Annotated in this window: 9 protein-coding genes; 5 read left to right on the forward strand and 4 right to left on the reverse strand. The window is 39.9% G+C overall.

All coding sequences use genetic code 11. The features are described from left to right. Window positions 1–16 precede the first annotated feature (16 nt). Both PXG98_RS03390 and PXG98_RS03395 read right to left on the reverse strand, forming a co-directional pair. Window positions 17–853 (reverse strand): DUF2490 domain-containing protein, encoded by an 837-nt coding sequence (locus tag PXG98_RS03390; protein WP_276388999.1) that lies wholly within the window; start codon window positions 851–853, stop codon window positions 17–19. Further along, a complete protein-coding gene (locus PXG98_RS03395; RefSeq protein WP_276389000.1) occupies window positions 850–2,811 on the reverse strand; it encodes a hypothetical protein in 1,962 nt (653 codons plus the stop codon). Before PXG98_RS03395 ends, PXG98_RS03390 begins: the two co-directional genes overlap by 4 nt. Window positions 2,812–3,113: 302 nt before the next feature. On the opposite strand from PXG98_RS03395, the gene PXG98_RS03400 reads away from it, so the two are divergent. After that, on the forward strand, window positions 3,114–4,757 hold the full coding sequence (locus tag PXG98_RS03400) for a glycoside hydrolase family 140 protein (protein ID WP_276389001.1): 1,644 nt from the start codon (window positions 3,114–3,116) through the stop codon (window positions 4,755–4,757). 1 nt (window position 4,758) lies between these two features. Here PXG98_RS03400 and PXG98_RS03405 read toward each other — a convergent pair whose 3' ends face one another. Both PXG98_RS03405 and PXG98_RS03410 read right to left on the reverse strand, forming a co-directional pair. After that, window positions 4,759–6,597, reverse strand: a complete 1,839-nt coding sequence (locus PXG98_RS03405) for a cation:proton antiporter (protein WP_276389002.1) — start codon at window positions 6,595–6,597, stop codon at window positions 4,759–4,761. A gap of 57 nt (window positions 6,598–6,654) precedes the next feature. Beyond that, entirely contained in the window at window positions 6,655–8,859 is a 2,205-nt protein-coding gene (locus PXG98_RS03410; RefSeq protein ID WP_276389003.1) for an amino acid permease, read from the reverse strand. A gap of 123 nt (window positions 8,860–8,982) precedes the next feature. Here PXG98_RS03410 and PXG98_RS03415 point away from each other — a divergent pair, with 123 nt between their 5' ends. Genes PXG98_RS03415 through PXG98_RS03430 form a run of 4 tightly spaced genes read left to right on the forward strand, consistent with a single transcriptional unit; the run spans window position 8,983 to window position 14,236 of the window. Beyond that, window positions 8,983–9,846, forward strand: coding sequence for an MBL fold metallo-hydrolase (locus tag PXG98_RS03415; RefSeq protein ID WP_276389004.1), 864 nt, complete (start codon window positions 8,983–8,985; stop codon window positions 9,844–9,846). Further along, complete coding sequence (locus PXG98_RS03420) at window positions 9,827–10,720, forward strand: SMP-30/gluconolactonase/LRE family protein (protein ID WP_276389005.1); 894 nt, start codon at window positions 9,827–9,829, stop codon at window positions 10,718–10,720. The genes PXG98_RS03415 and PXG98_RS03420 overlap by 20 nt, the downstream gene beginning before the upstream one ends. A gap of 11 nt (window positions 10,721–10,731) precedes the next feature. Then, window positions 10,732–12,360, forward strand: coding sequence for a S8 family peptidase (locus tag PXG98_RS03425; protein ID WP_276389006.1), 1,629 nt, complete (start codon window positions 10,732–10,734; stop codon window positions 12,358–12,360). 10 nt (window positions 12,361–12,370) lie between these two features. Further along, complete coding sequence (locus tag PXG98_RS03430; RefSeq protein ID WP_276389007.1) at window positions 12,371–14,236, forward strand: M1 family metallopeptidase; 1,866 nt, start codon at window positions 12,371–12,373, stop codon at window positions 14,234–14,236. Window positions 14,237–14,256 lie beyond the last annotated feature (20 nt).

The following is a 14,256-nucleotide window of genomic DNA, read 5'->3' on the forward strand; positions in this document are numbered from 1 at the left end:
CATGCTTATCTACGAATTAATCGGTCAAATGGATTTCGGGAAGCTTATTTTTCACCTTCCTAAAGTCCGGTGAGAAGTACATATGGAAACGCATGGTCCATGCCTGCTTGTAAATACCCCCGTTTATCAGCTGTTGTCCTTGGGAATACATCATGCCCGCTGCAAAGGACAATCTTGGGTTTACAATATATCCAAGCGTGGTTGTAAGCCGCAAATCTTCCATAGGACTGGCCACCACCGACTTTCCGCTTTGCATGATCAATTCGGCCTCTGGGGAAATATAAAAAGTCTTGGGCTGCAATTTATGGCTGTTTAAAGGCGTCTTCATCCTAAACATATACCGCCATCTATTTCTAAAGATGTAATCACTATTGTCAACAAAGCTCTGGGTCCATCGGTGTTCAATCCGAATTCGATGGTAGATCATAGAACTTCCCAGGGGTATGGCGAATTGATACTGATGCCATATACGCCACTCAGGTACTACATTGCGATCCGGAGAAAGTGGATCCGTATTAAAATTGATCCGAACCACTCCCCCAAGGCTTACATTAAACTTTTTGGAATAGATGTAACCTATCGCATGACGGTTATATATCTGGGCTATTTGACTCAGATAAGGAGTGCTCTCTGTTTCTACAAATCGAAAATGGGTCTGGGCATCCCAGAAAAGACGTTTGGAAAGGCGTATGTTCCCATAGGTGTTAAACCAAACCCTGGTAATAGGGTCCTTGTATTCCGATTCAGGAGGCAGCACTACTTCACCCTGTGCTTGCGCTAGGATACCATGGAATACGCCTATTAAAAACAAAACTGTGAGTCGTTGACTTCGAAAGGGATGCTTAGTTCTCATTCGACTTTGGTTGCAGAGTTTCCTAGGTTGAACAATTCCAGAACTGTTTCTGGATCCTTTTCTTTGCGAAGTTTTCGCTCTAATTTTTTAGTTTCCTCATCACGCAGGGCGAACATCCTTTGATTGGTGCGCTGTATTTGCTGGGAGAACTCCTTGGCTGTTTCACAGCTTAGCGAAGTCTCTATGTTTTTTAAGAAATAAGGAACTAACACTTTGTCATAAGCAGCAAGAATTCGTTTTTTAACCTCTTCCTCCATCACCGTGGCCATAAAAGGGTTCCATACGCCATCTGTATAGTGTTTTTTAAGCGAGTCTCGCTGCTGCGGAAGACTTCCTATAGTTCTGCCCAATTGATTTAATTCTTTAAAACAGACAACTAATTCCTCTGCCAAAGCAGTTTTTAAAGCCGTATCACTGCGCATGGCATAATCGGATAATTGTTTCTCTGCAAATACCCCTACAGACAGCAAGGTTTCATGATAGGCTTTTGGAAGTTTTTTCTGAACCGAATCTACATAAGTTTGCAGGCTGTCATTTAATACAATTAAACGCTGCTCTACGGCAAGAAGCTCTTGTTCTCCCTTATGTAACCCCAGTTTAATCTCTAATTCCTTTTGAATCATTTTAAGGCTTTCTAAAGCATAAGAAGCCGCCTGAGCCGAAGACATTAAATTGTTCTTATACAAATCATAGTGATCCGCATCAGGAAGAACGAAGGTGGCTTTTGGAATCTTGCCTTCCGCATAAGGGGATAGGTCTATGGTGGCAGATGGTATCCCATTGGGCCAGATATAAGCTACCAGCGGGGGGCGCTTCATATAGTCTAGTAAGTCTTGTTCGTAATATTGTTTTATTTTCCCTAACGGCTTCAGCCATTCTTGTCTTATTGCCTTTAATGCGGCATATCCATAAGCGGCCTGTTCATCAGACAAGGCCAAAAGGTTTAATTGAGAACTGTTCAATAAGGCATCGCTTATTACTTTGGCTTCTATAACATCCTGGTGTATGCTCTGTGCATACTGTTGTTCCAAAGAATCGAGTGGATAATACGCCAGTTTTACCTTCCATTTCGGATAAAACTCTGTAGTACCTAAAGCTGTGAAAATAGTGTCTAGATTATGGTAGAAGATGTCATTTTGTACTAATAAACTAGGTAATAAGCCTTTTAAATAGGATAAGGAATCATCAGCCTTGGTTTGAAATCGCAAGGCTTGCAAATATCCTTCTCCAAGAGTTTTAGTTTTAAACTCAGTAGTGGATTCGTATTCTAGCTGCCATACTTTTACTTCCCCATCATTCTTAGTTTCTACCTGCTGTAAAACACCATCCTCAAAGTACCAGTTCTCCTCTATTTCCAAGTCCCCTCCTCCGAATAAGGTCCATTGATCATGCGCAAGGCCATCTCTTAAAAAACGCCCCACCAAGGCACTTTCCAAATCTTCGATCTGAAAGCTGCCGTGTGGAATACCTTTTTCAAAATCAACCTTGCTTTTAAAATTAGATTGGGCCACCTCAGAATTTTCAATCCGGTTTACGGCTACATTCCACATTCCTTCTGGCAGGCCATTGCGAAGCATCCCTACTGCTTCTTGTTGTATGCCGTTCACCAAAACACGATATTGATAGTCCACTACCTCCGAACTATTCCCAGAAGTAAAGGAACCGTATTTAAGTCGCCAGGTTCCCTCTGGAATATTATCCTTATAATTTCCAGAAAAAAGAAAAGAAGTGTCCTTATTCTGCAACAACGATTCTAAATCTGATCTTTGAATACGAAAAGGACCGTTGCGCAGGGTATCTCCCTCTATAATGTAATATTGATAATTTGCCTCTCCCTTGTAGCCAGCCACCCGAAGAGGTCCCTGATACCTGGTCTCCTGGGACTGTGCTTGAAAAGAACCAAGGATTAGTATCCCGAGGACACATATGCCTGTAAATATAGATCGGAATGGTTTCATCCGGGAAATTAGGTATTTTATTGAATGGTTACGAGGTAAGTACGAAAAATTATGGGCTTTGGATTATATTCCTTAGTTCTTGGTCCGGAACAAGACAAAGCCTACTGTTCGTTTAAGCGTTTTCCCAGACATGAAATATTCCTATTTTCTTCTACTAGAGGCTTATTGCAGGTGACGAATAGAGTGTATTTATGGAATTAATAGGTCGGTTTTCGTTAAGTAATCTTCCTAAATTTCGCAATACTTCCATTAAAGATTTTTGAATTTTTCTTGCTAAATTCACTGGAAATACTTGTTTAATCATGCTTCAAAAATTATGTTTTAGTATTGCCGGCTTTTTGTTAGTTGGCTGGTGTTTTGCACAAACTTCAGGGCTTAAAATAGAAAAGTGGAATACATTGGAAATAACCTTAATAGGACAGGGCTCTTATTCTAATCCCTATACAGATGTTGCGGTCTGGGGCGTGTTTACCAATGCACAGGGAGACACTATTAAAAGACCCGCTTTCTGGGATGGGGATTCTATTTGGAAAATACGTTTTACTTCTCCTAACGACAAAGACATTTGGAAATGGACCTCTTATGCCTCAAATAAAAAAGACCAAGGGCTACATGGGATCAAAGGCTCGGCCCAGGCAATGCCGTATAAAGGCAAAAATAAACTTCTTGCTAAAGGGCTTTTGGCAATGAGTAAGGACAAGAGAAGTGTGGTCCATCAAAATGGCGATCCATTTTTACTGGTAGCGGACACCCCTTGGGCCATGCCGTTTCGGGCCACCTTAGACCAGGTTAAGACCTACAGCGAAAACAGGAACAGAAAAGGTTTTAATGCTGTTCTGTTAATGACTTTACAGCCCGATAAGAATGCTGAGGGACCCGATAAAAGAAATGCCGAGCAAGGCTTTAAGAGAGCCTTTGGAGATTTGTCCGAAGGGCATATCAACCGTATAAACCCTTCCTATTTTCAATACCTTGATAAAATGGTCGCAATCCTTATAGACCATAATATCGTTCCGGTATATCAGCCAGTATTTCATGGATTTGGGTGGAAAGGTCTACAGGTGTTAGGAACCAGTATTGAAGCAGAAGAGTATGTAAGGTATTCTACCTACTTACTGGCCAGATATGGGAGTCAACCCGCCATTTGGCTTTTAAGCGGGGACCACGACGGGAATGACCCAGGCATAGCGGAAAGCGGGGAAATGTTAGAATTATGGGACAGTTACAAACAACCGGCAGGCCTTCACTATAATCCTTGTGATGACTACGTAGCTGAATGGGCTATAAATGACCCCTCCAAACACTGCATGCACTACAATAAAACACATCAAAATAAGACCTGGTTAGATTTTCAATGGGCGCAAACAGGTCATGGAGGAGATCACAATTATAAGAAGGTTGCAACAATGTATAACAACCTCCCCACCAAGGCAGTGGCCAATGGAGAGCCTACCTACGAAGGCATGAATGATGGCAAAAACGGTTTAGGTTGGTGGCAGGGCGAAGAAGCTTGGATGCAATTTATAAGTGGAGCTACCATGGGAGTTGTCTATGGGGCTGCCAGCCTGTGGCAATGGAAAATATCTTCCACTGAAGAAGGCTGGACTTCCTGGGCAGTTCAGGAAAAATCATGGAAAGAAGCACTGCAAATGAATGGTTCTACCTATGTTGGTCTATTTGGAAAAATACTCTCGTCGTATAATACCACTGGCTTGGAAAAAAGATGGGATCTCGCAGAAAACAGACCTCTTTTAGTTAAAGAAGGAGTGCTTTATATCTCTTACCTGAATGAAGGTGGCAAAATAACGATTGAGAATCTTCCTAAAAGAATGTCCTATAAATGGTTAAATCCAAAAAGTGGTGAGGTGGTGCAAGAAGGAAAGGTTGAAAGTTCATCTTTAGACGCACCAACCAATACCGCCTGGGTTCTAATAATCCATAATTAAACTATCTGGGAACAATATCAAGATCAAACATCTTACCCAGATAAACTAATTTAAAGCCTTCATTTATGTTTTGATGGTTATTGTTAAAAGAAGATATTATGGAAATTTTTCCGTCTGGAGATTTAATAAAAATTGGTATTATTTCATCATCCTTGTTGGTAATGTCAATCAATTGCTGGTAATGCTCCTCTCCTTCTAAGTCTATTTCATGAATGGCAGGATATCTTCTGGTAGCCTCCATCAATTTAATAAAGTCGTCCGTGTGCGAAAACAAACCTTCCTCTGGGTTGTTCTCCGGATCGTTCATTTCATCCGAACTCACTAGTCTAAAAGATCCATTTTCTCCAAATTGATCCCCAAACTTCTCAATTACGTATTTGTTAATTTCGGAACTTCCCGTAAGAGCTAACAAATAACCCATGTCGTTTAGTTCAATATTGTTGGTAAGCGAGTCTGAATATATATTGGCCGACATTGCTTCAATACCCAGTTTTTGTGCATGTTTAATATTAGCTTCATTATTATCTATTAACACCACATGCCTGTTGTTCTTCTTAAGATAATTTGCTATAAGCCTAGAAACTTTAGAGGCGCCTACAATTAATATGCCTTCGGAATGTTTAAGGAAAACCCCAACCAATTTTGCAAAATATCTTGCCGTAGTGGCATTTAATAATACGGTGCCTAAAACAACCATAAAAACCAGAGGGGTAATATACTCTGCCCCCGGTTCACCTTTCTGCATAAGTTTTGTGCCAAAAAGAGAAGCAATACCCGCTGCAACGATACCCCGGGGACCCACCCAACTTATAAAGAGTTTTTCATTAAATTTTAAGCTAGAGCCTCTTGTACTAAGAAAAACTCCCAGCGGTCTTATGATAAAAACAATCACAAGAAATAGCGCAACCGTTTTCCAATTATAGATAAGCTCTACATCGGCAATATCAATATTTGCCGCTAGTAAAATAAAAAGAATGGATATAAGTAATACACTAAGAGATTCTTTGAAATATAACAATTCCTTTAAATTGGGAAGGTTCATATTCCCCAATACCATTCCCATAACTACTACTGCCAATAAGCCCGATTCATGAGCCAAAACATCCGATTCCACAAAGACAAGGAGAACCACAGATAAGGATACCACGTTCATTAAATAGTGTGGCACATAGTTCTTTTTAATAATAAAGGCGAGGGCATGTGCAAAGGCGAAACCAAAGGTGGATCCAAAGAGTAGTATCTTACCAAAGTCTATCAAGGCCGTTTTGGTATACTCCTGCCCTTCTCCAACGCTGATAAACTCAAACACCAATACGGCAACCAGGGCGCCAATTGGATCAATTAAAATCCCTTCCCATTTTAATACCGCTGAAACTTCTTTTTTTAAGGGAATGTTTCTAAGAATGGGCGTAATTACAGTTGGACCAGTGACAATTATTAGGGCGGCAAACAAAAACGAAATCTGCCAACTCAAATCAAAAATAAAATGTGCCGCCAGTCCTCCTCCAAAAAAAGTAACGATGGTCCCTACAGTAATTAACTTAGAAATTACTGGCGCAACATTCTTAATTTCAGATCGCTTTAAGGTTAAGCCTCCTTCAAAAAGTATAATGCTGATAGCGAGAGATAAGAAGTAGTAAAGACCATCTCCTGGAAATAATCCTTTGGTTCCGTTCCAAACTGGTTCAATGAGCTTGGATCCATCCTCCGTATACAAGGTTGCAATAGGGCCTACCAACAAGCCAATAAGAATTAAGGGAAGAATAGCTGGCAGTTTTAATCGCCAAGCCACCCATTGGGCAATAATCCCAAGTATAATAATTCCTGCTAATTCTACCATCACAAACGGTTTCCGCTAAAATTATCATAAAGTAATTTGCTGCGCAATTAATTAGCACTAATCTTTCATGGTAAGTCGCAAAACGGAGCATGCAGAGTTTTCAGCAAACTTGTCCTTTCCCGTCCCGAAAAGCAGTCTTATCCAATTGTCTTTTTGAGGGGTACCCAAAATAAGTAAATCATAGCTCGCGGAGGCATTGGAAATGGCCGAGATAGGGTCGTCGTTCCTTTCAATAACTACTTCGCTTGTTGCAGGCACTTTGGTTAATAGCTTTAAGGAGTTGTTTTCCATGGCACCCAACTCTTCATCGTTCAGGTGCTCGGGAACTACGTGTAGCAGAGTTAGACTGGCATTGTAGAAAGCACAAATTCTATCGGCAACTGCAATAAAGTTTTTGTCCTTACGGCCGGGTCTTAAAGCAAGAAGAATTTTCCCAATATTTCGCACCCCATTATCTTTAAAAAGGGCAAAATCAGAATCAATATGAGTTAAAAGCCAACCTATTGGGTTGCTCACCAAGATACCCGAATGAGATCTACTATTCCAACCCATCACCAACCAGTCACAGTTCGTTTGATTGCTAAGGGCGTGAATGGTATCGGCTATTTCATGGGTTACTGCAGCCTCAAAATCAATATTAATGTTTTGTGCGTTAGCTAGTCTTGAAAGTCTTCTCTCTAGAGAATTTGTTCTCGGGTTTTCTTCAACAAAAGCATCCAGAAAAGTCTGATTAGGAACCTCGGTTATATCTACTGCCTGAAGGATATCTGTTTTGTTAATAGCCGCTGCTATTTCTACTAACATTTCGGGGGAGTTTTCGTTGCCGAGTAGAGGAACAACTACTCCGGCATTGGATACTAACTGACCATCTAAATTCTGATCTCGAGCCGTAAGCCTTCTAGTGCTGCCATTTTCCTTTTTTTGGTCTTTTCGTTGGTACATTAAATATAAGGCCGGTCTGTGCCCGTACTTCCTTAGGACTCCAGTTCGCGTAACATTTTTACCGAAAAACCTGTATATAAATAAGCCCAAAACAAATATGCTGATAACGGCAACAAATGGTCCAAGACCTAGTAAAATCAACAATATTATGCCGCTAATTATTCCAAATAACTGCATAAACGGATACAATGGAGAACGATATGGAGGCTTATACCATTGCGCTGCAGTTTCTCTAAGTACAATAACACAAGAATTAACCAGAATAAACATGGTAACCATAAAAGCACTCGCTAGCTTCGCAATTTTCTCTACATCTAAGAAGAGAATCACAAGACCCATAACTACGCAGGTTAAGATTATCGTAACCACCGGGGTTAAATATTTGCTGTGAATTTTTCCCATAAACTTGGGCAAAAGTTCATCAATAGCCATAGCAAATGGAAATCTGGATGCCGCCAAAACGCCTGAATTGGCCATAGAAATTAGGGTAATAATCCCCACGAGTGCAGCCGCATATCCAACATATGGTCCACCTAATATATCTGCTACGGTATAAATCGGGCGAATGTCGCTTTGAAGGGCGTCTAAAGGTATGTTTCCTACTAAGACAAAGGCTACACTAACGTATATAGCCGACATAATTAGAAGGGAAAGTATCATCGCCCTTGGCAGATTAACACTTGGATTTTTTATTTCTCCGGCTATTGCAGCTACTTTGGTAACTCCGGCATAAGAGATATACACAAAGGCAACCGTAGATACTAAACCTAGTTTGCCGTCTAAAAGAAAAGGGGAAAGCAAGTCTGGAGAAACTTTGGGAAGGCCAAATAATAAGATAGACCCCAGAGTTAAGAGGCTTATTGAAACAATAACGATTTGTACTTTACCCACTTTCTTTACGCCGAAAATATTCAACATTAAAATAATTCCCAAGAAGATTAAAGCAATATAGCTGGTATAGCCCGGGTCTATTTGTACCAATACAGATAGGTAGGCACCAAAGCCAACCAGTGCAAAAGCGCTTTTTAACAAGAGAGAAAGCCATAGTCCAATCCCGGAAATTGTTCCCAATCGTGGCCCAAAAGCACGTTCTATATAAACGTACGTCCCTCCGGAAGAAGGCATTGCCGTGGCCAGTTCTGACTTAGACAAGGCCGCCGGAAGAATACAGGCTGCCGCTATTAAATAGGCAAGCCATAAAGAAGAACCTGTTTTCGCAGCAGCAAGACCAGGGAGCACAAAAATTCCACTACCTAGCATTCCTCCAATACTTATGGCAATAACGGAGGTTAAAGATAGACTTCGTTCAAGTTTTTTCAATCTCGGTTGATTAGACGCTAAAAATAGGCTTTTTTAATATACTTCCTAAAATGATAATATATTCTTAATCAATTAGTCAATTCGTATGGTTTTAGTAATTTGCGCTTCTTTTATGCAAATTACATGACAATTTTTCCAATTGAAACTGGGAATTTCAAGCTAGATGGAGGCGCAATGTTTGGGGTAGTTCCAAAAGCGATATGGCAGAGAACCAATCCGGCCGACAGTAATAATATGATTGATATTGCCGCCCGAAGCCTCTTGATTGAAGACGGAGATCGTTTAATACTCATAGATAATGGCATGGGTACCAAGCAATCTGAGAAGTTCTACAGTTACTATTATCGTTGGGGGAATTATAATCTGGAAAGTTCCCTAAAGAAATACGGGTTCCATAAGGACAACATTACCGATGTATTTATGACGCACTTACATTTTGATCACTGTGGTGGAAGTGTAGAATGGAACAAAGACCGCACCAGCTTGCGTCCTGCTTTTAAGAATGCGCGTTATTGGACAAATAAAGAACATTGGTCGTGGGCAATAAATCCGAACGAGAGAGAAAAAGCTTCCTTTTTAAAAGAAAACCTGTTCCCGATGCAAGAAAGTGGTCAGCTCTGTTTTGTTGACAGAAATGAAAATTCCTTTGTTTCTTCGCCCGATCTTGGTTTTGATATTTTGTTTGTAGACGGGCATACCGAAAAACAAATGATCCCACATATTAAATACAAGGGTAAGACATTAGTCTTTATGGCAGATTTATTACCTACTGTAGGACATATTCCGTTGCCATATGTTATGGGTTATGATGTTAGGCCATTAAAAACACTTACAGAAAAATCCTCTTTTTTAAACAAGGCGGCAGCAGATGAATTTGTGCTTTTTTTAGAACACGATGCGCATAATGAACTTTGTACTTTAAAAGAAACTGAAAAAGGAATTAGATTAAATAACACCTATAGTTTTAATGAAATTTTTAACGCTTAGTTCTTACTTACTTTTTGCCCTAGTTGCAATAATTAGTTGTAAATCTACGGATTTGACAAGTACTGATTTTACAAAAGAGAATGCTTTTACGCCCGGCATTGAAGGTCCGGCCGTAAGCCCAGAAGGAGATCTCTTTGCTGTGAATTTTAAGCAAGAAGGCACCATAGGGAAAGTGAATGCAAAAGGAGAAGGAGAAGTATTTGTGACCCTTCCAAAAGGTAGTATTGGAAATGGCATACGTTTTGATCTTCAAGGCAATATGTTTATTGCGGATTATAATGGTCACAAAGTTTATCGAATAGCAAGGGGGAGCAAAACCCTTGAAGTTTGGGCAGAAAACGATCTAATGAATCAGCCAAACGATTTGGCAATAAGAGACGACGGGTATATTTATCTCAGCGATCCTGATTGGGCCAACAGTACTGGAAATATTTGGATGGTGACCCCAGAAAGGAAAATTTTATTGCTTGAAGAAAACATGGGAACAACCAATGGTATTGAAATTAGCCCGGACAGCAAATATCTTTATGTTAATGAGTCTGTGCAAAGAACTATCTGGCGTTATGAGTTTGACGAAAAAGGAGGCTTAAAAAACAAAACGAGTTTTATACGTTTTAAAGATTTTGGCCTGGATGGGATGCGATGCGATCAAAATGGAAACTTATATATAGCACGCTACGGCAAAGGCACTGTGCTCGTGGTTTCTTCAGACGCCAAAATTCTACAAGAAATCTCGCTTAAGGGTAAAAACCCTTCTAATATTACTTTTGGTGGCAAAAAAGGAAACCGCTGTTTTGTAACCATGGCAGACCGGGGCTGCTTTGAAACTTTTAAATCCTTAGCCCCAGGAAATTATTATTCTAAAATACATTAATAAAATACGTTATGACTTTAAAACAATTAAAAAGCTCTTTCTATTCTGTGGCCCTGGCACTAACCCTTATTGCTTGTGGATCAACCAATATAGTTTCTACTCCAATAGAGAATATTGATTCCGTAACTCCTAAAACAACCGACCTAACGAAGGCTGAAAAACAAAACTGGGGGCATGCAGATTTAATGAACGATACCATTCCAGGTATCAGCCTTGATAGAGCTTATGCCGAACTAATAGGTTCTAAAAAAGGAAAAAAAGTAATTGTAGCGGTAATAGACTCAGGAATGGACCTAACGCATGAAGACTTAGATGATGTAATTTGGGTGAATAAAGGAGAAGTGGCCAATAACGGCAAAGACGATGACAACAATGGTTATATTGATGATGTTCACGGCTATAACTTCTTGGGAGAGTCCTATAATGAACAGCTAGAATATGTGCGTATGATAAAGTTCAATATTGGGGATGAAAACACTCTATCTGAAGCAAGGACAACAAGGGATAAGAAATACCTTGAAGCTACACAAAACAAGGAACAGTATGAGCAAATTCTTACTTTGGTGAAACAGGCAGACCTGAATATTAAAGAACACTTGGGTAAAACAGAATATACCTCAGCGGAGGTAGCTGAAATTTCTTCTTCCGACCCAAGACTAATGCAGTCTGTTTCTATTCTTAACCAAATGTTCGATATTGCCGATACAATTCCGGAAGTAATTCAGGAACTTAAGGATGGTCTGGTGCATTTTTCGGATCAGATCAACTACCATTTAAATGTTGAGTTTGACGGTAGAGAAGTCGTTGGGGACAATGCCTATAATTTTAATGACAGGGGCTATGGCAATGGAGATCCCCAAAACAGAGTAGATACTGAAAGTCATGGTACTCATGTTGCAGGTATTATTGCTGCAGAAAGGAATAATAAAATAGGAATGGACGGCGTGGCTAATAATGTGGAAATTATGAGCATAAGGGCGGTCCCAAATGGAGATGAGTACGACAAAGATATTGCTCTCGGAATTCGATATGCAGTAGACAATGGTGCAAAAGTAATTAACGGTAGTTTCGGAAAAGGATATTCTCCCAACGCAGAATGGGTACATGAGGCCATACAGTATGCGGCAGAAAACGATGTGCTATTTGTACATGGAGCGGGGAATGATGGCTTGGATTTAGACGACCCTGCAAACCCAGGCTTTCCAAATGACCAATTAACGTTCAACTCGGCTGAAATAGGAGACAACTTTATCAATGTAGGTGCACTAACCATGGACTATGGTTCGGAAATGGTTGCCTCCTACTCTAACTACGGTAAAATTAAGGTAGATGTATTTGCTCCAGGTAGTGATATCTATTCTACAATGCCAAATAATAAGTACAAGTTTAACAGCGGAACCTCCATGGCCTCCCCAATGGTTGCCGGCTTAGCTGCTCTAATTAGGTCATATTATCCCAAACTTAGCGCTTCTGATGTAAAACAAATACTGATGCAATCCGGACTATCATCAAAGGCAAATGTAATACTAGATGGCGATAGTAACAAGGCCAGAAGTTTTGATGAAATTTCAAAATCTGGTAAAATGGTTAATGCCTATAATGCACTAATTCTCGCTGATAAAAAATCTAAAAATTTATAATCCCATCACAATGAAAATCTTATTAAAATATACGCTTATTTCATTTTGCTTTCTGAATTTTCTGCCTGGGATCTATGGGCAGTCTAATCATAGTTATTGGCAACAACACGTTGACTATCAAATGGAGGTTGACTTTGATGTTGAGAATTTCCAATACACAGGAACTCAAAAATTAACCTACACCAATAATTCACCTGAGGAAATAAGTAAGGTTTATTACCATATGTATTTTAATGCCTTTCAGCCAGGTAGTGAAATGGATATTAGGTTGCAAAATATTCCTGATCCTGACCCTCGTATGTTCGTGGACGGACAAAGTAGAATCGCTAATTTAAAACCAGAAGAAATAGGTTATTTAAATGCCACTTCTTTAGAACAAGACGGGGTTAAACTGGAGTATTCTTTAGAAGGAACGGTTTTAGTGGTTAAACTTGCCAAAGCAATACCAGCTGGTGGTAAAGCTACTTTTGACATGAATTTTGAAGGACAGGTTCCTATTCAAATAAGACGTTCGGGCAGAGACAATGCTGAAGGTATCGCCCTGTCTATGGTACAGTGGTATCCAAAATTAGCAGAATACGACTTTGAAGGATGGCACGTAGATCCTTATATAGGAAGAGAGTTTCATGGAGTCTGGGGAGATTTTGATGTAAAGCTCACGCTAGATAAAACCTATGTAGTAGGTGCAAGTGGATACCTACAAAATCCTCAGGAGGTTGGGCATGGTTATGAAGAAGCAGGAAGTAAGTTAAAAAAGGTTCGTGGAAACAAACTTACCTGGCATTTTAAAGCCCCACAAGTACATGATTTTATGTGGGCAGCCGATCCAGAGTACATCCATGACACCTTAGAAATTTCAGATGGCCCAACCTTACATTTCCTTTACAAAAATAAGCCGGAATTACTGGAAAATTGGAAAAATCTGCAATCTAAAACAGCTGATGCTATGAGCTTCTTTAATCAAAATATTGGCTTATATCCGTACAAGCAATATTCAGTGATTCAAGGAGGTGATGGAGGTATGGAATATGCCATGGGAACTTTGATTACCGGAGAAAGAACCTTTGGTAGTTTAGTGGGAGTTATGGTCCATGAACTTGCACACTCCTGGTTTCAGCATGTCTTGGCTACCAATGAATTAAAACATAGTTGGATGGATGAAGGGTTTACCACTTTTATTTCTAGTCTCTGTATGAATGAAATCATGGAACAGAACAAGGAAAATCCTTTTGAAAATTCTTATGCCAGTTACTACGGACTCGTTAGTGTAGGGAAAGAACAACCACAATCAACACATGCAGACCGATATGCATTTAACTCGGCCTATAGTACAGCTGCATATAGTAAAGGTTCCATATTTTTGTCGCAACTGGGCTATGTGGTAGGGCAAGAAAAGCTTATGGAAAGTCTAAGACAATACTATGCCGATTTTCAATTTAAACACCCTACCCCAAATGATATCATTCGGACCGTTGAAAAGGTCTCTGATATGGAGCTAGACTGGTATTTAATAGATTGGACACAGACCACGAATACGATAGACTACGGTATTAAAAGTGTTGTCGCGGAAGGTGATAAGACCCGTATAACTCTAGAGAGAATCGGACTAATGCCAATGCCTCTAGATATTCTAGTGGTATATAACGATGATTCTCGAGAGACGTTTTATACTCCTCTGCGTATGATGCATGGGGAGAAAGAAAATCCATATAACAGCTTACAAAGAACGGTATTGGACGATTGGCCCTGGGCTTATCCCAGTTTTGAATATGTTATAGACAAACCTCTAGGTTCTATTAAGGCTGTTGTAATTGACCCCTCTCAGCTAATGGCAGACATAAACTTTGCCAACAATATCTGGCAAAAAGCCCAATGATTAAGAACTAAAATATAACT

It is taken from the genome of Eudoraea chungangensis (assembly GCF_029360665.1).
Classification (GTDB): Bacteria; Bacteroidota; Bacteroidia; order Flavobacteriales; family Flavobacteriaceae; genus Eudoraea; species Eudoraea chungangensis.